Source organism: Butyrivibrio sp. (genome assembly GCF_017635265.1).
Lineage (GTDB): Bacteria > Bacillota > Clostridia > Lachnospirales > Lachnospiraceae > Butyrivibrio.
In genome coordinates this window covers 16,667-39,010 of record NZ_JAGBLU010000150.1, presented here as the reverse complement: position 1 = coordinate 39,010, position 22,344 = coordinate 16,667, and the positions used below count along the sequence as shown (strand labels likewise).

The following is a 22,344-nucleotide window of genomic DNA, read 5'->3' as shown; positions in this document are numbered from 1 at the left end:
CTGATGTTTGTAAGTAGATAGGTAATGCTAACAAAAGTTAGCGTTTGCTAACGATAATCTCATATAAAATCCGGATTGTCAACAATTAAATTAAGCAAAGCTGATGCTTTTGGAGGCTGATATTTTATTCCGATAATTTTAATATTATAAAAATGATAACAACAGGAAAGAGTTGATATAATAGATAATGAAGTATTGTGGCGTTTGGGCGCTTTAAATATGAGGAGTTTGAAAATAAGGATTATTGCATGAATAAAAGATTATCTCTGACAATTATATTATCGTTTGTGTTTATTGGTGTTGGTTCTTTTTTGGTTTTTACAGTAAAGGCTGAGGCTGCGCGCGTCAGATGGGAATTTGCGTCCTTTGGCACGGGAACTTCAGATAGAATTGATGATTCGGGATACATGAAAAACGATGACGGATCAGTCACCTTATGGAGCCTTAACAAGAAGGGTAAAATAGTTTCCGAAAGTACTGACGGTTTGTCTTTTTACTATGTGACAATTCCTTCAGACAAGAACTTTACACTTACCGCAACTGCAGTAGTTGACTCCTGGACTTTTACAAATGGACAGGAGGGCTTTGGACTTATGGCTTCCGACAGGGTAGGGGAGCATGGTGATAACGAAGCTTTTTGGAATAACTCCTATATGGCATTGGGAGGCAAGATTGAATATTATTACGATCCTCAAAAGGGTGAAGTTGTTAATGATGAGTCCCATGTAAAGATAACCATGAAAAACGGTCTTGGTGTGCTGGAAAAAAGCGGCGTTACCATGGAAAATCTTTCCCTTTTTGAAGCCAATGACACTGTAGCGGTTAACCAGCAGTTTTCTTCCAATATCTATCCGCTTGAGACATCCTGTGCAGCTTTTGGAACCGGTGTTTATAACATATGGGGCAACGAGCAGAGCGGCTTGGATACTACTGTAAACAGTCCGTTAACTGAGGTTAGATTACGTATTCAGAAGAATAATACAGGTTATTTTGTAAGCTATCTTGATGAAAAAGACAATGTTATCGCCATGAAGAAATTCTATGAGCCGAAAGCTCTTGAACAGATTGATGGGGAAAATGTCTATGTCGGCTTTTTTGCTTCCAGAACAGTTAAGGCAACATATAAAGATATAGCGCTTGCTATTACAGATCCTTTAGATGATGCACCGGCAGAAGAAAGACCGATAACATATGTTGATCCTTCCTACAAAGTAGTGTCTGCATCTTATGCAAACAGTGATGATTATCTGCTGGAATTTTTAGGAAATGCTGACGGAAAGCTTACTGTTACCAATTCATATGGAGAGGAACTTTTCAGAGAACAGACTGTTCGTGCCGGAGAAGTGATAGCCACTTCAACTACGCTTAAAAAGGGGGTTAATTCTTTTAAGGTTGTCTTTACACCGGATGAGAACTTTACTCCTGATAATGACGAGTATAAAAGACTTTCTTCTTATGAAACGGATGAATTTAACTACGCAGTTAAGTATGAAACCATAAATGACGGTGAAAAAATCTACGTATCACCCGGTGGAGATCCTAATGGAGATGGGAACAACGATCATCCTGTAGATATTTATACTGCTGTAAAATATGTAAAACCAGGGCAAACGATAGTGCTGGAAGAAGGGCTGTACAGCCTTGATGAGACAGTTACAGTATACAGAGGAATAAACGGAACTAAAACCCGGCCTATCAGTATGATTACAAATAGTGGCCGAGCAGTATTTGACTTTAACGGAAAGTGCGCAGGCTTTGTTTTCGGCGGTGATTATTGGTACGTAAAAGGAATTGACTGCACAGGCTCAGGAGACGGATGTAAAGGCATACAGATTTCCGGCAGTTTTAATACTTTTGAAGACGTATACACCTATAAAAACGGTAATACAGGTCTGCAAGTAAGTAGATTCCATGCAAGTGACGAATATGAAATGTGGCCCAGTGACAATCTGATCTTGCATTGTATTTCCTGCGGAAATGCTGATTCAGGGTTTGAGGATGCAGATGGTTTTGCAGCCAAGCTCACAGTGGGAGAGAGAAATGTTTTTGACGGCTGTATCTCATACAACAACGCAGATGACGGATGGGATCTTTTTGCCAGGATTGAAACCGGAAGTATTGGTAAAGTGACCATTCAAAACTGCGTATCTTTTTCCAACGGCTACGGACTTGATGGTGCCGGGCAGGGAAACGGCAACGGATTTAAAATGGGAGGCTCAAGTATGCCGGGTCAGCACAAGCTGATAAATTCGGCAGCATGGGGGAACAAGGGCAAAGGAATTGATTCCAATTCAGGTCCGGACATTCAGATATATGACTGCATAGCATTTAATAACGGATCGTATAATGTGGCACTTTATACTAATGGTACTTTAGATACATCATATTATGTGGACGGTCTGATTTCCTATAGGACAAAAGATACCGGTGTGGGCGACAAAGTGGAACTGTATGGTTTCCAGAATGAGGAAGATGTATATAACACAAAGAATTTCTTTTGGAATGATGAAAAGTCCTGCAACAGTCAGAATATTGCTGTAAGTGATGATTGGTTTGAATCTTTGGATATGCCTCTTGCTGATGAAAATAATCCGCTCTCTGTTGCCATGAGCCTTAGAACTGATGATGGATCAGTTGATCTTGGAGATTTTTTGAAATTAAGTAATATCGGAACTATGGAAATTGAAAAGGCCGGTTCGTCAACTGATTCGGCAAAAGAAAGCTCGGTAGATGAAAAAAAGAATGAAGCTTCTTACGAAAATGCTGATGATAGTGAAGTAAATAAAGATAATGAGCAAAATGAAGAGGCAAGTGGCGATGAGATTTTACTTATTGCTGGAATCATAATAGCTCTTTTAGCGGTAATTTTTGTTAAATTTTTTTTAATTTAAATCGCTAAAGCTTGATTTTATAGTCCAAGTGGGGCATGATAAGAAAAGATGCGGTCAAAATAGCTAAAATTAGCTGTTGCAAGGAAACTTGCGTTAAGGAAGGCTTTCAATAAGCCATTTGTGTTGAGGAAGTATATGAAAAAATTAGTTGAAATCAAGGATGTAAGCAAGATTTACAATCCCGGTGAAAATGAGGTAAGAGCACTTAACCATGTGAATCTTACCATTGGTGAGGGAGAGTTTGTCGCTATAATTGGTCAGTCCGGTTCCGGAAAATCTACCCTTATGAATATGCTTGGGTGTTTGGATACGCCAACAAGTGGAAAGTACTATCTCCATGGTCAGGACGTTTCACATATGACAGATGATGAGCAGTCAGATGTCAGAAACAGAGAGATTGGTTTCATATTTCAGGGGTTTAACCTTATACCGTCTCTTACGGCCCTTGAAAATGTTGAATTGCCGCTTATTTATCGCGGAGTTGGTAAAAAAGAAAGAGAAAGGCTCTCTAATGCTGCGCTTAACAGCGTAGGTCTGGAGAAAAGAAAAACCCACAAGCCATCGGAGATGTCCGGCGGTCAGCAGCAGAGAGTTGCCATAGCAAGGGCTATTGCTCAGGCACCGCCTATTCTTTTGGCTGATGAACCCACAGGTAATCTGGATACAGGATCTACAAAAGAAATCATCAGTATAATCAAAAGACTTTATAAAGAAGGAAGAACCGTTATCATAATCACTCACGATCCCGGAATTGCAGCTCAGGCCAAGAGAATTATTACAATCTCAGATGGGCAGATAAAGAGTGATGTGATAAATAAGGACTACAGTGAAGACTAATATGCCAACGCATAGCGCGGCTATATGACAGGGCAGCTACAGATATGGAGGAGAAAAATGTCAGATAACATGAAAGATAAAAAACTTGAAGAAAACAAGGATTTAAATACCAAAGAAACGGAAAACAAAGAAACAACCGTAAATACAGAAATTAAGGAAACAACAGGTTCCGAAACCGAAGTTTATGATGATTATGAGGAGGCAACCTTACCGGACGAGGTTACAGGTAAAAAGAAATTTAAACTAAAGAAGAGATATGTTGTTGGCGGCATAGTAGCTCTTTTGGTTCTGGGTGCTGTCGGAAGGTCGATTATTGCCGGAAAAAATCAGGTGACAATGGTTCAGACAACTCCTGTGGCACTTGGAAGTATCGAAAATGTTCTTTCTATTTCAGGAACAGTTCAGAGTGCTGAAACCAAGACTTTCTTTTCAGAAGTAGCCGCACCTGTTGAAACTCTCGATATTAAAGTCGGAGATAAGGTTTCTGCAGGGGATGTACTTTACTCTTATGATGCAGAGGCTCTTGACCGTGCACAGAAAACAGCTGAGCTTGCTATAACTCAGGCAAAGGGAAGTTACAGTTCGCTGTATTCAGAAGTAGGGGCAGCTGACAGAAAGTACGCTGAAGGAATGACAGCACAGCAGATAAATGACAGGCTTGATGCCATTACAGCGGAAATAGATGCTCTTAATACAAAGATTACCGAGAAAACCAACAGAATAAACCAGACTCTTAAAGATCTGCAAAATGTTGCACTTGATATCAATCAGAATGGCATAGCCGATAGCAGCGAAGGACTGTTTGACAACGGCAGTGACAGTTATATCTACAGAAATGAAAATAATACAAAAGATGATGATGGAAACTATACTGAGCCTACAGAAGAAAACAAACAGGCCTCCCTTGCAATTCAGCAGACTATAAATGATGTGACATATGCTCTCAAATCAGATGCAGAGATACAGTCCTGGAATGATCAGATAACAGCGCTAAAAGAAGAACAGAGCCATCTTTCTTCTGCAAAGGCAGCTCAGATTAACGGCGGAACAGCAGTTTCATCCAAAGCTCAGTACGAATCAACCCAGATTACTCAGGAAGATACTATTGAAAAGATTGAAAATGCAAAAGAAGGTGTAAAAGCTGAGTTTAACGGCGTTGTAACTGAAGTTGCGGTTGTAGAGGGAGCAACAGTTACTGCCGGAACCAAGATGGTAACAATGGCTAATCTTGATGATGTTCAGGTTGCTTTGTCAGTATCCAAAAGTGACCTTCCAAAGATTGCCCTTGGACAAAACGTTGATATTACAATAAACGGCAAGGCATATAGCGGAGAAGTTACCAAAATATCCGGTAATGCTACAAAGAACTCAAACGGTGTCGCAGTGGTAGAGACTATCATTCAGGTTACAAATCCTGACAGTGATATCATTCTTGGAGTTGAAGCTACCAACAAGATTCATGCTGAAAAGGCAGATAACACAATAGTACTTCCATATGAATACGTACAGACAGATGCTGACGGCGACTATGTTTATGTTGTGGAAAACGGTCTGGTGACCAGAAAAAATGTAACTGTGGGAATATCTACAAGTACTGATGCACAGATTGTTGAAGGACTTGCAGAGGGTGATGAAGTTATCACATCCGATGCGACACTTCTGACAGAAGGTATGCCGGTAGCAGTTAACAATATGTAAGTAATGATAAATTAAAATATATCATAGTAATATGTGGTTAAAACATGGGACAATTTGGAGAGTATTTTAAAAGTGCAATCAAGCAGATAATCGGTAATGGCTACCGCACGCTTATGACTATGCTTGGAATTGTTATAGGTATTGCGGCGGTAATTGCCGTTGTTGCTCTTGGCAACGGCATGACTGAGTTTGTGCAAAGTCAGTTAAACGGAATAGCCGGTAACTACGGAATAATCAGTATCAATACCAAAAAAACTTCGGATTTTTTTACAAGCGAAGATATGAGAATCATCGAGGAGCAGCTTACAGACATTAAGGGCATATCTCCTAATTTTAGCGGCTATGGAAAAGTAAAGGCAAAAAGAGGTACTTTTGAAGCCAGCGTAAGTGCCGGAACACAAGCTTTGGAGTATGCTCTTGGAAATGGAATTGTGAAGGGTTCGTATTTTACAAGGCAGCAGGTTGAAAGCGGGCAAAGAGTATGTGTAATGCTCATAGATGATGCGGTAAAGCTTTTTGGAACGGAAGAGTGTATTGGAAATGAAATAGAGCTGACCATGTGGGGAAAAACTGCAACATATACTGTTGTAGGGCTTCGTGATCACATGAATGAAATGTACACTTTTCTTATGGAGGGACAGGATTATTTTGCCACAATCGAAACTCCATATACCGCATTTTGTGCAGACTTTGACTACGAAGCTGAAAAGCTTTATAATCTGGTTCTTTTTGCTGATCAGGGAATATTAAACGACAGAGTTACAGAAGCTAAAAATATTCTTATGAATATTCATGGTCTTAGAGGAACCAATGCCATAACAGGTTACAGTATGGCTGATTTTTCACAGCAGCTGGATCAGATTCTTGGCTATGCCTCATCATTTCTTTTGCTGGTTTCAGTTATATCCCTCGTTGTAGGCGGAATTGGAGTAATGAATATCATGCTGGTTTCCGTAACGGAGAGAACAAGGGAAATCGGTATAAGGAAATCTATCGGTGCCAAGACAGGGGCCATAATGTCGCAGTTTTTGTTCGAAGCATCTATCCTGACTTTTCTTGGAGGAATTGTAGGGATAATTTTGGGAATAGTGCTTGCAAATATTATTTGTTCGGCTATAGGATTTAGTGTTATCATAACGCCTTCATCGGTTTTGGGAGCAGCATTTTTCTCAGTTCTTGTGGGTTTGTTCTTCGGACTTTATCCCGCAAGAAAAGCTGCAAAGATGAAACCTATAGATGCGCTCAGGTTATAAGGAAGATAGAATGGGAACTTTTGGAGAATATATAAAAAGTGCGTTTTCAAGCATAAAGAACAATAAGGGAAGATCTTTTCTTACCATGCTTGGAATTATCATAGGAATAGCAGCGGTGCTTACTGTTCTTATTATCGGTGATGGAATGAAGGCAACAGTAAACAGCGAGATGGATTCCATTGGCGCCACTACAATAAGTGTTTCACTTGACAATACCAAAACGGATAAGCTTTTTACCAAAGATGATCTGGAAGAAATAGAAGCAGCAATTGATAATATTTACGGAGTTTCTCCAAGCATCAGCGTGTGGGGCGAAACACAGGTCAGAGGCGAAAAGTATGATATGGACATAAGCGGTGGAAGTCAGGCAATGGAACATGGCTCCGGAGTGAAGATGGTTCACGGCCGTTATTTTAGTGCCTCAGATGTGGAAGATGGAAAAAAAGTTTGTGTACTTAGCCAGATTGCTGCCAAAAAACTCTTTGGATATGAAAATGCAGTCGGAGAGACTGTTACTATCACGGCTTATGATCTTACAGCGGATTTTCAGGTAATTGGTATAAGGGAAGATACTTCAATGGATGAGGCCTATGCCAGCTATATGGAAGAGCCGGCATATATGGGAGATGTACCTTATACTGCGGCTGCCGGAGCATTTAGTCTGAATATAGACAATATGAGTAGTTTTACAATTTATCTTGAGAGTGAGAATAAGAATGCTGTTCTGTCAAAGGCACGGTCTGTGGTTGAGAATGTTATGGGGCTTAGAGGTGAGGGAGCAGTAAAGATATCATCAGGTTATGGATTTGATCAGACTACGGATACTATACTTACGATTATTACTTCGGTTGTGGCAATTATAGCTGCAATTTCACTTCTTGTCGGCGGAATTGGCGTAATGAATATAATGACGGTTTCAGTAACGGAGAGAACCAGAGAGATAGGTATAAGAAAGTCTCTCGGTGCCCGTACTTCTTCGATTCTGACTCAGTTCCTTGCTGAAGCTGCAATTCTTACCTTTACAGGAGGAATTATAGGAATAATACTGGGGATTTCCTTGTCGTATTTGATCTGCCGTATAATTGACTTCTCTTTCACGGTAAATCCTATGCTTGTGGCACTTGTAGTGGCAATTTCTACAGGTATCGGACTTTTCTTTGGAATATATCCGGCCAGGCGTGCTGCAAAGCTTGATCCGATAGAAGCCCTCAGAACAGAGTGATTGTGTAATCCTCTTACAGCGACAGTACTAAAAACATCCTCAGTGTGATATACTAATTATCAAGAATGTTTTTTGGGGTGAGCTGGTGAGAGAGATAATTGATAGGCTCCTTAAGGGGCAATTTGAATATGAGGATAAGAGCCTGGATTTTTCTGTGCCCAGAGTTGAGATAGCTTTGGGACCGGATGAAGAAGTCGAAGGCTCTTTTACTATATTCGGATCGGAAAACAGCCCATCTGTTGGCAGGGTTTCGGCTACAGACCTGCGTATGGAAGTCATTACTCCTGAATTTTCAGGATCTCCCTATGAGGTTTCCTACAGATATAATGCAAGAGGCCTGTCAAAAGGAGATGTACTTCAGGGGGAATTTAGAATTATATCTAATCAGGGTGAGTACACATTGCCCTTTGTTATTACCGTCAGACATGATCATATTTCATCAAGTCTTGGCGATATCAAAAATCTTTTCCATTTTGCAAATTTAGCTAAAACTGACTGGAAAGAAGCTGTGAGTCTTTTTTATTCAAGTGAGTTTATCAGTATTTTTCAGGGAAATGACAGTCAGTACGAAAGCCTTTACAGAGGGCTTTCTGCCCAGTATATGAACGAGCAGAATGTCGAAGAGTTTCTTATCAGTATCAACAAGAAAAAACCTGTTGAATATCTTCTTGATCAGGAAGAGATACGCATAGATTTTACCGGAACCAGCCATGAAAACGGCATAATGATAACCAGAAACGGATGGGGCTACACAGCTCTTCATGCCGAGGTTTTGGGGGATTTTATATATCTTGATAAGACCAGCTTAACTGAGGAGAGTTTTAGCGGAAGCTCATGCCATATAAAAATAAGGTTAAGGACAGAGGCACTCCATGAGGGCAATAATTTCGGTAAGATTGTTTTTTCCAATGCGTTCATAAAAAAAGAACTTCCCGTAACCGTTGCCGTTGAGCTTACAGGTAAACACCCAACGGCGGATTATCAGGAGAAAAAACAGCTACTAGTTGATCTTGTAAGGGCATATGAAAACTACAGATGTAAGAAGATTACTGCAAGGGTGTGGGTTTCTGAGACAGGTAAGATTATTGCCAAGATGAATGCCATAGATGACAAGGACTTGGAATTCAGGTTATATACGGCTCACTACTATATAACAGCCGGAAGAGTCAATGAAGGCAAGTGGATCCTTGACAGGGCAGAAGCAGAGGCGCTTGATGCACCGGGAGATACCCTATACAGCTATTATTTATATTTGTCTACTCTATGCAGCAAGGAAGAGAGCTTTTTAAATGATGTGGCCGAGAGGCTTGAGGGAATATTCAGAAGAAATCCCGATAACTGGCGAATTGCGTGGCTATTGCAGTATGTAGCCGAGGAGTATTCCTCTTCAAGTCCCAGAAAGTGGATGAGCCTTGAAGAGCAGTTTGCACTTGGATGTCGAAGTCCGATTTTATATCTGGAAGCTATGGGACTTTTAAACGAGACACCATCCATGCTTACAAGACTTGAGGACTATGAGCTCTATGTCCTTGAATATGGTGCCAAAAAACAGATCATAAGTCTTAACCTTATTGATCAGATTGTGTATTTATCCGCACGTGTAAGAGGGTATAGTGAGAAACTGTACAAAATACTGACGGCGTGTTATGAGGTAAAAGAAAATGATCTTATTTTGGAGGCTATTGTATCTCTTTTGATAAAGGGAGGCAAAACAACCAAGGGAGCTTTTGAGTGGTATCGTCTGGGAGTTGACAGGCAGCTTCGCATTACAAGGCTCTATGAATATTACATGATGTCCATCTACACTACCGAAGAGGGACTTTTGCCCTGTGAGATCAGCAAGATGGTCCTTATGTATTTTTCTTACCAAAGTGACCTTGAGTATGACAAAAGTGCTATTCTTTACAGATACATACATGAGAGGAAGGACGATTGTCCCGAGCTGTACGAGTCATATGTGCCGCAGATAGAAAAATTTTTAATGGCCCAGCTTGACAGAGGCAGAATAAATAAGGATCTCGGATATCTTTACAAGAATCTTCTCACTAAAAAGATGGTGGATGCTTCCAACGCACCTAAAGTTTTGTATGTGATCAATACTGCAGAAATCAGAACTTTGGATAAAAGAGTTAACAGTGTCTGTGTGGTATATGACAAGTGTGAAAAAGAGATGCGCTATCAGGTGATAGATGGAAGGGCTTATGTTCCGCTGTACGGAAATGAATACACAATTCTTTTGACGGACAGGGATGATAACAGATATGCAACATCTATTGCCTATACCAACATAAGGATGATGCTTCCCGGAAAGCTAACAGGCTTTGCACTTCCCTACATACAAAAGGGAAAAGAGAATCTTGATCTTTTCCTGTGCGATCTTGGCAAGAATGCATATACCATTGATATGGACAATGTCAGCAGGTACAGGGATCTTGCGGAATCGGATCTTGTAAGGAAAAATGTTCGTAACGAGATCAGGAATAATCTTATTAAGTTCTATTATGACAATGATTTTACAAGGCAGCTTACCGAATATCTTGTGAATGTTGATCCCCTTGATATAAGCAGTCTTGAGAGAAATGAGCTTTTAGAACTTATGGTAATGGCAGGGCTTTATGATAAGGCTCTTGAATGGGTTAAGGCATACGGAACACATTCACTTGATCCAAAGGTGATTCTTAGGATGTGCGGAAGGATGCTTGACAGGGATATCTATGAAAATGAACGCCAGGAAGTTGAAATTGCCTACTACGCATTTTCGAAGGCTAAATATGACGAGCAGCTTTTAAAATATTTGGTTGCCAACTTTAACGGAACCATAAAAGAGATGCGCGATGTGTTCAGGGCAGCAGAGTCCTTTGGACTTGACACATATCCTCTTGCTGAGAGAATGCTGATACAAATGCTCTACAGCGGTTCATACGTGGGAGAAAAAATTGAAATCTTCAGGTCTTACGTTAAGAGCGGCGCCAATACGGATGTGGAAGTTGCGTTTTTGTCTCAGAGTTCCTATGACAGCTTCGTCCGTGGAAAAATAACGGATGGATTCATATATGAGAGGATTGAAAGCCTTGCGCTGAACGGAGTTCCTCTTTTGGATGTGTGTAAACTCGGTTACCTTCGTTACTATGGAACTGAAAAGAAAACCGGAGAGGAATACAATACTGATGTGGCGGTTTCTTTCCTGAAGGAACTCATAAATGAGAATATTTACTTCCCGTTCTTTATTGAGTTTGAAGATCTTTTACCTGAAATGGTTCAGTTTACGGACAAGACTATGCTTGAGTACAGGACAAAGAGGGGGAGTCACTGCTTTGTACACTACAGACTCTCGGCTGATAGCGACAATGATTACAAAAGTGTTGAAATGCGCGAGATGTACGACGGAATATATGTGGCTTCCTTTGTACTTTTCTTTGGAGAGCAGCTTCAGTACTACATAACAGAGGATAATGAAGGAAAAGAGGGGACTCTTACCGAGAGCGGAACTATCCAAAAGAGCGATATAATTAAGAGTCAGACAGGAAGCAGATTCAGCTATATCAATGATATTATGATTGGCGAAACGTTGCAGGACTATGACACTGTAGATAAGCTTCTTTTGGAGTTCAGTAAAAAGAGATTTGTTTGTGACAGGCTGTTTACAGCCCTTTTAGATGATGGCGAAGAAGGATGACAGGATATGCTTTTTGGCAGTTTGGATGAAAAGCACTTTGTGCTGGGATATGATTTGGGAGATAAGGTTTCACAGATAAGCTATTTGGCTTCTGATGCTGATATGCCGGAGACTCTCTCTGTCCTTGCAGGAGCAGAACTTTATAATATTCCTACCGTGCTGTGTAAAAGAAATGACGTTAACCAGTGGTTTTATGGAAAGGAGGCTGTACGCCACATAGATGATGGTGATGCGCTTCCTGCGCCTGATCTTTTATCTTCTGCCAGGGCGGGCAAACCGGTAATGGTGGGCGATTGCGAGTATGATCCTATAGCTCTTTTGACGCTTTTTGTAAAAAGAAGTTTGTCGCTTCTGTCACTTGAACTGTCACTTGATAATGTGGATGCCATAATGATAACCACCAGAAGTCTGGATCACAGAATGGTGCAGGTACTTAATGCCGTAACATCAGCCCTTGAGCTTAAAACCCGGAATATTTTTTATCAGAGTCATAAGGAAAGTTTTTATAACTATATGCTATATCAGCCGGTTGAACTGATGCATCATGTGATACTTGCCTGCGACTATGATATGGATGACCTGAATGTTTATGAGATGACGTTAAACCACAATACTACGCCTATTGTGGCAACGATTGATGACAGCTCTTTTGATAATCTGAAGCTTGAAAACAGCTGTTTTCCAAAAAATGCAGCCTTGTACCATAAAACCTGTGAAAAACTTGATGATGAGTTTTTGACTATCATGCAAAAGGTCTGCGGTGATAAGATCATATCCACTGTATTTCTTTTGGGAGATGGATTTAGAGATAAATGGGCCAAGAGATCTCTGGAATTTCTGTGCAGGACCAGAAGAGTATTTCAGGGAAACAATCTCTTTAGTAAGGGAGCAAGTATCGCCGCAAGAGAGAGGATAAAGCCCTCGGAACATTCCGGAAAGTACGTATTTCTGGGAGAAGATAAGCTAAAATGTAATCTCGGAATGAAACTGATGAAATGCGGAACAGAAGTATACTGCGCACTTCTTGATGCCGGTACCAACTGGTATGAGGCGGAAGTTTCCATAGAAATCATAATGGATCCAAGCGGAATACTAAATGTTGAAGTTACGCCTCTTACAGGCAAGAGCCCTAAAGTGGTGCAGCTTTATCTGGAAGGTCTTGAGAAAAGACCAAACGGCACCACGAGACTTCGCGTTTTGATGCATATGAATTCTGTAAATGAGGTGGCAGTAAAGGTTCAGGATCTGGGCTTTGGTGAGCTGTTCCCATCCTCCGGTAAGACCTGGGAGCAGATTATAGAATTGTAATGAGGATGTTTTATGAGTAAGCCAATTCTTTGTATAGGAACATATGCGAAGACTCCTTTTCATATTGAAAAAGTCGGCAAGAATGTCTACTGCATAGAGGAGCTTTGCTACATACTTGTAAATAATGCATTTCTTTTGGATGAGGACAGCTTTGGTGATGATCTCTTTGACTGGATCGAACACGAATGTTCTTTGGAGAGGTTGTCAGATGAACTTAGAAGCATGGCTATGAAGAAATGCTCTATAGCGTCACTTGCGGGAACTATACTTGATTATGTCGGATACAACAGCAAAAAAGAGGTAGACAGGACAGAGGAAATATTAAGAGCAAACGCCGGAATGGACGTTTATCGCAAAAAGATGGCAAGGGCGGACTTTCTTCTTAAGAACGGTCGCTACAGCCTGGCCTTTAAGGAATATGAATTTCTTTTAAAAAATACGGATGAGCTGGACAAGAAGGCCAAGGCAAAGATAGAGCATAACGAAGGGGTTATGTATGCAAGACTCTTTTTGTTTGAAAGGGCTGCGGACATGTTCCTTAAAGCATATAAGGATGGCGGAGACAAGGAGTCTTTAATACAGTATTTGGGGGCTATGAGAATGAGCCTTTCTGATAAGGAATATGTTTCTTTTGTGGCTGACAATGAAGAACTGTATGAGATTTCGCTGGTCCTTGAAGGAAAAGTCAATGAGCTTGAAGAACTTTTTGGAAGCAGTAAGACCAATCTGTCAGTGGGAACCATGGCGGTATATAAGGCAGAGGGCAAAATGAATGAGTATTATGATGTGGTAGGAAACATCACGCAGCAGCTTAAAACTGAGTACAGAGATCTCGTAAAAGATAAAGTGGGGTAATCCGTAATTAATCTAGGGGGAATTAGAGTATGGGGCTTTTGGATCTTATTTTCGGTAAAAACAGACCTGACGATAGGGTGATGCAAAATGAGCTTGAGGACTGGAATGATATTGTCTATACCAGAAATGATCTGGATATGGATGATCCGGTTCAGCGAAGAGAGTACATTGAAAGCTGTTTGCAGCAGATGGAAGAGGCTTCGAGGCAGCTTGATGCTCTTGAAGTTGAATATGCAGATGTTACCAGTCATTTGAGAGACATGGAAGAGATAGATGCTCTTCCTCCCGAACAAAGGGCTGAAGTCACTGATTGCGCCCAGAGGATAATAGAGGCTGAGCAGCAGCAGGATAAATTTACCAATCGCAAGAGTAAAATGAGCGATGAAGAGTTTGAACATATGGAGAGGCTTCAGACTGAAGCTAAAATTGGCGCAGAGAAGCTTCTTGAGGCAGAAAACTACCAAAAGAAGATTAAAAATGATTTAAAGAGACTTGATTCGGAGCACCAGGCTTATCTTTTCAGACAAGAGGAACTTGAAAGAACAATGGATACATCCAAAAAACTGACTGTAGCTGTTGGAGTAGCTCTTTGCCTGATAATTGTCTTTTTATTAGTATTACAGTTTGGGCTTAAGCTTAACGTTAGTCTGGGCTTTATGATAAGCATTCTTTTGGCTGCAATTGCTGCAACTGTTTTGTATGTGCAAAGTACAGGTGCTGTGGTGGAGCTTAAGCTGGTAAAAAAGTCTATTTCAAGACTTATAATGCTTCAGAATTCAGTAAAGATCAGGTATGTGAACAATACTAATCTTATAGATTATCTGTGCATGAAGTACAGAGTAATGAATTCAACGGAGCTTAATAATATGTATGACAAGTACATAAAGGAGCGCAAGGAAAGGAAGAAATATGAGGATTCAATGAAAACTCTTGATGCAAACAAAAAGGATCTTATCTATATTTTAAGGCATTACAGAGTAAAAGACCCTGATATATGGGTTCATCAGGTTGAAGCTCTCATAAGTCACAATGAGGAAGTTGAAATAAGGCATAGCCTTAATACCCAGAGACAGTCCCTCAGAAAGCGAATGGAGTACAATAGAATGGTTGTGGCAGGCAATGCCAAAAAGGAAATTGAAGATACTGCCAAACTCTATCCGCAATATGCGCAGGAAATACTTGATATGGTTTCAAGATACGAAGAAAAATACCCAAATGTTTAAAACATTTGGGTGTTTTTTACATTGTCATAAAAAAAGATAGATGGTATTATTTTGGTGTTTGAGCATTAATTTCACATTAGTTTCAGAGGAGAACCAAATGGTGGGAGAAAACAGATTAGAGAATTACAAGCACCTGGGCGAGGAGTGCGGTGTCTTTGGCATGTACGACTTCGATGGTGGCGATGTAGCAGAATCTATCTATTACGGACTTGTTTCGCTCCAGCACAGAGGACAGGAGAGCTGTGGTATTGCTGTGAGTCAGACTAACGGTCCAAAAGGCAAGGTTTCAAGTTATAAAGATATGGGACTTGTCAATGAAGCATTTACACCGGATATTTTAGATGGACTAAAAGGCGATATCGGCGTTGGTCACGTCCGCTATTCTACAGCGGGAAGCAGCACCAGAGAAAATGCTCAGCCTTTAGTTCTTAATTATGTAAAAGGTACCCTGGCACTTGCCCATAACGGTAACCTTGTCAATGCACCGGAGCTGCGTCAAGAGCTCGCTTACACAGGTGCGATTTTCCAAACAACTATTGATTCAGAAGTAATTGCATATCATATTGCCAGAGAGAGACTTGTGACAAACTCTGTTGAAGAGGCAGTGGGAAGGGCTATGATCAAGATAAAAGGCGCATACAGTCTTGTTATCATGTCACCGAGAAAGCTTATTGGTGCAAGGGATCCGTATGGATTTAAACCTCTTGTTATAGGAAGAAGAGAAAACTGCTATATTTTGGCTTCTGAAACCTGTGCTTTGGACACCATCGGTGCGACCTTTATAAGAGATGTGGAGCCCGGCGAGATAGTTACTATTTCTCCTGAAAACGGCATTGTATCAGATAAATCAATGTGCATCGAAAAAGAAAAACATGCAAGATGTATATTTGAATATATTTATTTCTCAAGACCTGACAGTACAATTGACGGAGTCAGTGTCTATGATGCCAGAATAGCTGCCGGAAGATTTTTGGCAATAGATTCACCTGTTGATGCAGATATGGTTGTTGGCGTTCCTGAGTCGGGAAATGTTGCAGCCCTTGGCTATGCTATGGAGTCAGGAATTCCATACGGACAGGCATTTGTTAAGAATTCATATATTGGAAGAACCTTTATCAAGCCCAAACAGAAAAACAGAGAGAGCAGCGTTCAGGTCAAGTTAAATGCTCTTGCCAGTGGAGTCAAGGGCAAAAGGATCATTATGATAGATGACTCTATCGTAAGAGGAACAACCTCTGACCGTATTGTCAGGATGCTTCGTGATGCCGGGGCAAAAGAGGTGCATATGAGGGTAAGTTCTCCTCCGTTTTTATGGCCGTGTTATTTTGGAACAGATGTACCGGCCAGAGACCAGCTCATTGCATATAACAGAAATGTTGAGGATATCTGCAAGATAATCGGAGCAGATTCACTTGCCTACCTGAATATTGAAAGATTAGAGGAAATGGTTGGCGGAAAGCTTGGAATATGTAAGGGATGCTTTACAGGAAAATATCCTGTTGATCCACCAAAAGAAGATATAAGGGGGTACTACGAGAAATGAGTACAGACAGATACACAAGTCCATTATCAGAGCGTTATGCCAGCAAGGAGATGCAATACATCTTTTCACAGGATATGAAGTTTAAGACCTGGAGAAAGCTGTGGATTGCACTGGCAGAAATAGAAAAGGAACTGGGCCTTAACATTACTCAGGAACAGATAGATGAGTTAAAAGAGCATAAGGACGACATAAATTATGACGTTGCAAGAGCAAGAGAAAAAGAGGTTCGTCATGATGTAATGAGCCATGTATATGCCTATGGTGTGCAGTGTCCCAAGGCAAAGGGAATCATTCACCTTGGTGCTACCAGCTGCTATGTCGGTGATAATACAGACATCATCATAATGACAGACGCACTTAAGCTTGTGCGTAAGAAACTTGTAAATGTAATTTATGAGTTGTCAAAATTTGCTGACAAGTATAAAGATCTTCCAACACTCGGATTTACTCATTTCCAGCCGGCTCAGCCAACAACTGTCGGAAAAAGAGCTTCTTTGTGGCTTCAGGATTTTACAATTGATCTTGAGGATCTTGATTATGTGATTGATAATATGAAGCTTTTGGGATCAAAGGGAACAACGGGAACACAGGCATCTTTCCTTGAGCTTTTTGACGGAGATCTTTCCAAGGTAGACAGACTTGATCCTATGCTCGCAGAAAAGCTTGGATTTAAGGGCTGCATGGCAGTATCAGGTCAGACATATAGCAGAAAGATAGATATGAAGGTTATAAATGTTCTTGCGGGAATTGCTTCATCTGCAACCAAGATGGCGCAGGATATAAGGCTTCTTCAGCATCTTAAAGAGGTAGAGGAGCCCTTTGAAAAGAGTCAGATCGGTTCATCTGCTATGGCATACAAGAGAAATCCTATGAGAAGTGAGAGAATATGTTCTCTTGCAAGATATGTTATAATAGATACTCTTAACCCGGCTATTACAGAAGTTTCACAGTGGTTTGAAAGAACTCTTGATGATTCTGCCAATAAGAGACTCTCTATTCCGGAGGGATTCCTTGCAACAGACGGCATTCTTGATCTGTGCCTCAATGTTGCTTCAGGACTTGTTGTATATCCTAAGGTTATTGAAAAGCACCTTATGGCTGAGCTGCCTTTCATGGCTACCGAGAATATCATGATGGATGCGGTAAAGCTTGGCGGAGACAGACAGGAGCTCCATGAAAAGATCCGTGAGCTTTCAATGGAAGCCGGAAAGACAGTTAAGGTAGAGGGTAAGGACAATAATCTTTTAGAGCTTATTGCAAATGACCCTGCATTTAAGCTTTCACTTGAACAGCTGCAGGCTTCAATGGATCCTAAAAAGTATGTGGGATGCAGCGCTCATCAGGTTGAAAAGTTCCTGAAGGAAGTTGTAAATCCAATCATAGAGGAGAATAAGGAGTATCTCGGAGTTACGGCAGAGATCAATGTATAAAGGGAAAAGTATGAAAATAAGAGATATTTTGAAGGAAAAAGAAGTAACTCTGTCATTTGAAGTTTTTCCACCAAAGACAGATAATGGTTATCCGGCAGTTGAAAAGGCTGCAGCTGAAATTGCAGCTCTTTGTCCTGACTTTATGAGTGTCACATACGGAGCCGGTGGCGGAACCAGCAAGAATACAGCCAATATTGCTGCTGATCTTCAGGATAAATATAATGTGCCGGTGCTTGCTCATTTGACATGCGTTTCTTCCGACAAGGAGCATGTAAAGGCTATGATCAATACCTACAAGGAAAAGGGTATTGAGAATATTATGGCACTTAGAGGCGATATTCCCAAAGAGGGAAGAACTCATTTTGATTATGACCATGCTACAGAGCTGATATATGATATCAAGTCTATCGATTCTGATATCTGTATCGGAGGAGCGTGTTATCCCGAGGGACATATTGAGTGTGCAAGACAGTCTGAGGACATTCAGCATCTTAAGGAAAAAGTAGAGGCAGGCTGTGACTTTTTGACTACTCAGATGTTTTTTGACAATTCGACACTTTATCAGTTTCTGTATCGCATAAAGGAAAAGGGAATTGATGTTCCTGTGATTCCTGGAATCATGCCAATTACCAATGAAAGACAGGTTGCCAGAAGTGTTGCGCTTTCCGGTTCAACTATTCCGCAGAAAATGAAAATTATGGTTGACAGATTTCAGGATGATCCTGAAAAGCTTAAGGAGGCAGGTATCATTTATGCCTGCGATCAGATAATTGATCTTATTTCAAACGGTGTGAGCCATATTCACGTTTATTCCATGAACAAACCGGACATTGCCGCAGGCATCATGCGCAATCTGGGGGCTATTATCAAATAAGAAGCTTAAGCTGAAATATTTTGGCTTTGCTTTCGATGCAATTAGGGGAAAAAGGATGTACGAACATAACAATATAAACAAGGAAGACTTTGATTATTCACAGGACGTAATCAGAAAGCTGTCTGATTATTTTGATTCTAAGGTTGTTGGACAAAGAGGGCTTAAGTTTTCACTTATTGCCTCTATCATAGCAGATGGACATATTCTTGTGGAATCTGTGCCGGGACTTGCTAAAACAACTGCAGCCAAGGCAATTTCAGATGCTGTTGATGGGAAATTTGCACGTATTCAGTGCACACCGGATCTTTTACCCGGTGATATCGTGGGTACTCAGATATACAATCAGTCCACACAGAAATTCGAGACAATTCTGGGACCTGTATTTGCAAACTTTGTTCTTCTTGACGAGGTGAACAGGTCAAGTGCCAAGACTCAGTCCGCAATGCTGGAGGCAATGCAGGAGAAGCAGGTCACAATCGGCGGCAAGGCATATCGCATGCCCGAAGATATTTTTATAGTAATTGCTACTCAGAATCCTATTGAGCAGGAGGGAACATATCCTCTTTCCGAAGCACAGACTGACAGATTCCTGATAAAAGAGGTTATTACTTATCCTACAGCTGCCGAAGAAGTTGAAATTCTTAGCAGAATCGAATCGGGAACAATATCAAGAGTTGATCCGCCGGTACTGACAATTAAGGACATTGATAAGGTACAGGATATTGTAGATCAGGTTTATGTTGATGATGCGGTTAAGTGGTATATTTCCAGTATTGTAGTAGCAAGCAGAAGAGCAAGCCAGATACCGGGCTTTGAACTTGGAAAGTATGTTCGTATCGGTGTAAGCCCCCGTGCATCAATTGCTTTCCTTAAAATGTCCAAGGCAGCAGCTCTTATGCAGGGAAGAACATATGTTACACCTGAAGATGTCAAGCTTGTGCGCCATCAGGTTTTAAGACACAGAATTGGTCTTAACTATGCAGCTGTTGCAGATAATGTTTCTGTTGAGACAGTTATTGACGGAATTGTTAATTCTGTAAAGACACCATGATAGAAAGCTGACAATATGAACATAGATTACGAATATTTATCAAGGATTCGAAGGGCAGTAGCTTTTTATACCACCAAAAAAACTTCCAATATTCTTGAGGGGGATTTTCATTCTATCCATAAAGGAAGAAGTATGGATTTTGAGGATCTTAAGGAATACACTCCGGGAGATGAAGTCCATGACATAGATTGGAAATCTTCATCAAGAATGGGAACTATTTTGGTGCGCAGATATATGACTGACAGAAGACACAACGTTATGTTTGTGTGTGACAGCGGACTGAAAATGCAGGGAGATACACCCTGCGGTGATTCCAAAAAAGAAGTTGCGCTCATGACTTTTGGGACGCTTTCATATATTTCAGGCAGAAATGGCTCTGACTTTGCTATTGCTTATCCCAAAGAAGGTCAGACAAGCATTAGTCTTTTTAAGTCCGGCCCGGATCATCTTGAGAGACTTCTATATGAATATGAGAAGCACATCTGTGAGAAAACTGACAGAAGCTTAAGTCAGACGCTTATGGATGTTTTGAGCATGGTTCCCAAAAGGATGATTATTGTGGTCATTACCGATATGGACGGACTTGCAGGGATAAGTAATGATACTTACAGAGCCATTACCAAAGACAACGATCTTTTGGCTTTTGGCATAGAGGATGCCTCTTTAGTTGGCGAGAATATTTTTGATCTGGACAGCGGCCGCTATGAGAGATTTTTCTTTTCACATAACAACAGACTAAAAAAGCTGGATCGGGAAATACGAAAAGAAATGTGTGATCAGATTCATGAGGCTTGTAAACAGGGAAAAGTCTCGGCAGTGTCTATAAAAAAGGAAAGTGAAATAATAGACAAGGCTATTGTCCTATTTGAAAGGTATAGGCATGGAAACTACGGTTACATTACAACCACCCTTTGAGTACGGTATTTGGGTGCTTGTGGTTTTTAGTATTTTACTTGTGGCAGGTATTGCAGCCACTGTTATAGCAGTTATAAAGATAAAAAATACGTTTACTGTGGCAGATAGGGAAAAGTTAAAAAACGCTTATCAAAAGCCAAGGCAGATAGATCTTTATAGTGCGAAGATAAAATATACATTGCAGATTCAGCAGCTTATTGCTGATTTTAAACAGAACAGGATTTCAAAAAGAGACGGATATCAGCGCCTTAGCCTCATAATCAGGGGATTTGTGTTTGAAGCGACAAATATAGATGTTACCAAGTGTACATTGAGAGATTTGAAGGCGTTAAAGCTTGCTAATCTGGATGCTCTTATTGAGGAATATTATGTGCCTGAGTTTGGGGAAGATGTAAGGGCCAATGGTATGAACCTTGAATTTTCGTGCAATAAGGCGATGGGAGTGATCAAAGCATGGAGCTGATGTATGAAAAGGTTGTTGTTATTGGAATAATTGTTTTGGCAGCAGTTGTTTGTATTCTTTTTTATTCACAAAAGAAAACAAGAGTTAAATATTCTGAAGGAATCAAGGCGGCCAATACCGGAAGACTAAAAGAAACAAAAGCGTATAAGAGTCTTGAAAAGAAATATCTTGTACTTAGATGTTTACTGATAGCGGGTATAATCGGGAGTATTGTTTCATCTTTATTTTTGGTCGCGCGGCCTTACAGAAAAGATGATATATACAGTGGAGTGAAAAAAAGAGATATTATTCTTTGTTTGGACGTTTCTTATTCTCTTTACGATCTTAACTACGAGATTACAGATTATTTAAAAGAAGTGGTTAAGGGGCTTGAAGGAGACAGAATCGGAATAAACATCTTTAATACGTCTACAGTAACTTATGTTCCCTTAACGGATGATTATGAATATGTTCTTCAAAAGCTTGATGAACTAAGCGAATACTTTGTCCTTCAGAAAGAATATCAGGACAAGTATGGCGAGTATATCTATATTCCTGACGAACTTCTTGAGGAGTACAAAGAGATTTCTTTTAAGCTGGACTATTATGATGCAGGAACCCTGTACAACAACAGGAATAAGGGCTCTTCTCTTATTGGTGAAGGACTTGGCACGGCTTTGTATTCATTCCCTTATCTGGGGGAGTCGGATAGAACCAGAGTTATCATCATGTGTACAGACAATGAGTTAAATGCGAGAACGTCGCAGGTTATGGATCTTGAGGATGCCGCAAAAGCCTGTGCTCAGAATAAGGTAACCGTATTTGGAATCTTCCCGCGTCAAGAGGCTTTCTACAATCCTGAAGAGTACGATTATGACAGTTGCCTTGATGAGTTCAAAAGTGCCGTTGAATCTACAGGCGGAAAGTTCTATGTTCGCACGGTAGATCAATCAGTATCGGAAATTGTTCAGGATATTCAGAAACAGGAAGCGATGCTTGTAAAAGTTGTGATGTCAAGACAGACGGTTGACCTTCCGTATATTCCTTTTTTAGCTTTGATTATTTGTCTGGCATTTAGTTTGTCAGCGGGATTGGTGTTGCAAAGATGAGTATAAGACCTATTTTT

The 22,344-nt window shown here is 40.6% G+C and carries 16 protein-coding genes; all 16 read left to right on the top strand.

What is annotated here, in order from left to right:
• The first annotated feature begins 248 nt into the window (after positions 1-248).
• A complete protein-coding gene (locus J6O61_RS19320) occupies positions 249-2,891 on the top strand; it encodes a right-handed parallel beta-helix repeat-containing protein (RefSeq protein ID WP_292215942.1) in 2,643 nt (880 codons plus the stop codon).
• A 135-nt stretch (positions 2,892-3,026) separates the two neighbouring features.
• Entirely contained in the window at positions 3,027-3,728 is a 702-nt protein-coding gene (locus tag J6O61_RS19315; protein WP_292215941.1) for an ABC transporter ATP-binding protein, read from the top strand.
• Positions 3,729-3,785: 57 nt separating this feature from the next.
• A complete protein-coding gene (locus tag J6O61_RS19310; protein WP_292215940.1) occupies positions 3,786-5,426 on the top strand; it encodes an efflux RND transporter periplasmic adaptor subunit in 1,641 nt (546 codons plus the stop codon).
• A 44-nt stretch (positions 5,427-5,470) separates the two neighbouring features.
• The gene (locus tag J6O61_RS19305; protein WP_292215939.1) at positions 5,471-6,679 is read left to right on the top strand and encodes an ABC transporter permease; all 1,209 of its coding nucleotides are present in this window, start codon (positions 5,471-5,473) and stop codon (positions 6,677-6,679) included.
• A 10-nt stretch (positions 6,680-6,689) separates the two neighbouring features.
• A complete protein-coding gene (locus tag J6O61_RS19300) occupies positions 6,690-7,901 on the top strand; it encodes an ABC transporter permease (protein ID WP_292215938.1) in 1,212 nt (403 codons plus the stop codon).
• A gap of 85 nt (positions 7,902-7,986) precedes the next feature.
• A complete protein-coding gene (locus J6O61_RS19295) occupies positions 7,987-11,577 on the top strand; it encodes a DUF5717 family protein (RefSeq protein WP_292215937.1) in 3,591 nt (1,196 codons plus the stop codon).
• A 6-nt stretch (positions 11,578-11,583) separates the two neighbouring features.
• Positions 11,584-12,885, top strand: a complete 1,302-nt coding sequence (locus J6O61_RS19290; RefSeq protein WP_292215936.1) for a DUF5716 family protein — start codon at positions 11,584-11,586, stop codon at positions 12,883-12,885.
• Positions 12,886-12,897: 12 nt separating this feature from the next.
• Positions 12,898-13,740, top strand: coding sequence for a hypothetical protein (locus J6O61_RS19285; RefSeq protein ID WP_292215935.1), 843 nt, complete (start codon positions 12,898-12,900; stop codon positions 13,738-13,740).
• 29 nt (positions 13,741-13,769) lie between these two features.
• Positions 13,770-14,963 (top strand): hypothetical protein, encoded by a 1,194-nt coding sequence (locus J6O61_RS19280; RefSeq protein WP_292215934.1) that lies wholly within the window; start codon positions 13,770-13,772, stop codon positions 14,961-14,963.
• A 97-nt stretch (positions 14,964-15,060) separates the two neighbouring features.
• Complete coding sequence (gene purF / locus J6O61_RS19275) at positions 15,061-16,506, top strand: amidophosphoribosyltransferase (RefSeq protein WP_292215933.1); 1,446 nt, start codon at positions 15,061-15,063, stop codon at positions 16,504-16,506.
• Complete coding sequence (purB, locus tag J6O61_RS19270) at positions 16,503-17,936, top strand: adenylosuccinate lyase (RefSeq protein ID WP_292215932.1); 1,434 nt, start codon at positions 16,503-16,505, stop codon at positions 17,934-17,936. Before purF ends, purB begins: the two co-directional genes overlap by 4 nt.
• A 10-nt stretch (positions 17,937-17,946) precedes the next feature.
• Complete coding sequence (gene metF / locus J6O61_RS19265) at positions 17,947-18,810, top strand: methylenetetrahydrofolate reductase [NAD(P)H] (RefSeq protein ID WP_292215931.1); 864 nt, start codon at positions 17,947-17,949, stop codon at positions 18,808-18,810.
• A 55-nt stretch (positions 18,811-18,865) separates the two neighbouring features.
• Complete coding sequence (locus J6O61_RS19260; RefSeq protein ID WP_292215930.1) at positions 18,866-19,861, top strand: AAA family ATPase; 996 nt, start codon at positions 18,866-18,868, stop codon at positions 19,859-19,861.
• A 15-nt stretch (positions 19,862-19,876) separates the two neighbouring features.
• A complete protein-coding gene (locus J6O61_RS19255) occupies positions 19,877-20,776 on the top strand; it encodes a DUF58 domain-containing protein (protein ID WP_292215929.1) in 900 nt (299 codons plus the stop codon).
• Positions 20,742-21,239: a hypothetical protein gene (locus J6O61_RS19250; RefSeq protein WP_292215928.1), complete on the top strand. Its 498-nt coding sequence runs from the start codon at positions 20,742-20,744 to the stop codon at positions 21,237-21,239. Before J6O61_RS19255 ends, J6O61_RS19250 begins: the two co-directional genes overlap by 35 nt.
• Positions 21,230-22,327: a hypothetical protein gene (locus tag J6O61_RS19245; RefSeq protein WP_292215927.1), complete on the top strand. Its 1,098-nt coding sequence runs from the start codon at positions 21,230-21,232 to the stop codon at positions 22,325-22,327. The genes J6O61_RS19250 and J6O61_RS19245 overlap by 10 nt, the downstream gene beginning before the upstream one ends.
• Positions 22,328-22,344 lie beyond the last annotated feature (17 nt).

Coding starts and splice junctions, on each gene's coding strand:
- J6O61_RS19320 (WP_292215942.1), top strand. CDS start 249: ATGAATAAAAGATTATCTCTGACAATTATATTATCGTTTGTGTTTATT.
- J6O61_RS19315 (WP_292215941.1), top strand. CDS start 3,027: ATGAAAAAATTAGTTGAAATCAAGGATGTAAGCAAGATTTACAATCCC.
- J6O61_RS19310 (WP_292215940.1), top strand. CDS start 3,786: ATGTCAGATAACATGAAAGATAAAAAACTTGAAGAAAACAAGGATTTA.
- J6O61_RS19305 (WP_292215939.1), top strand. CDS start 5,471: ATGGGACAATTTGGAGAGTATTTTAAAAGTGCAATCAAGCAGATAATC.
- J6O61_RS19300 (WP_292215938.1), top strand. CDS start 6,690: ATGGGAACTTTTGGAGAATATATAAAAAGTGCGTTTTCAAGCATAAAG.
- J6O61_RS19290 (WP_292215936.1), top strand. CDS start 11,584: ATGCTTTTTGGCAGTTTGGATGAAAAGCACTTTGTGCTGGGATATGAT.
- J6O61_RS19285 (WP_292215935.1), top strand. CDS start 12,898: ATGAGTAAGCCAATTCTTTGTATAGGAACATATGCGAAGACTCCTTTT.
- J6O61_RS19280 (WP_292215934.1), top strand. CDS start 13,770: ATGGGGCTTTTGGATCTTATTTTCGGTAAAAACAGACCTGACGATAGG.
- purF (WP_292215933.1), top strand. CDS start 15,061: ATGGTGGGAGAAAACAGATTAGAGAATTACAAGCACCTGGGCGAGGAG.
- purB (WP_292215932.1), top strand. CDS start 16,503: ATGAGTACAGACAGATACACAAGTCCATTATCAGAGCGTTATGCCAGC.
- metF (WP_292215931.1), top strand. CDS start 17,947: ATGAAAATAAGAGATATTTTGAAGGAAAAAGAAGTAACTCTGTCATTT.
- J6O61_RS19260 (WP_292215930.1), top strand. CDS start 18,866: ATGTACGAACATAACAATATAAACAAGGAAGACTTTGATTATTCACAG.
- J6O61_RS19255 (WP_292215929.1), top strand. CDS start 19,877: ATGAACATAGATTACGAATATTTATCAAGGATTCGAAGGGCAGTAGCT.
- J6O61_RS19250 (WP_292215928.1), top strand. CDS start 20,742: ATGGAAACTACGGTTACATTACAACCACCCTTTGAGTACGGTATTTGG.
- J6O61_RS19245 (WP_292215927.1), top strand. CDS start 21,230: ATGGAGCTGATGTATGAAAAGGTTGTTGTTATTGGAATAATTGTTTTG.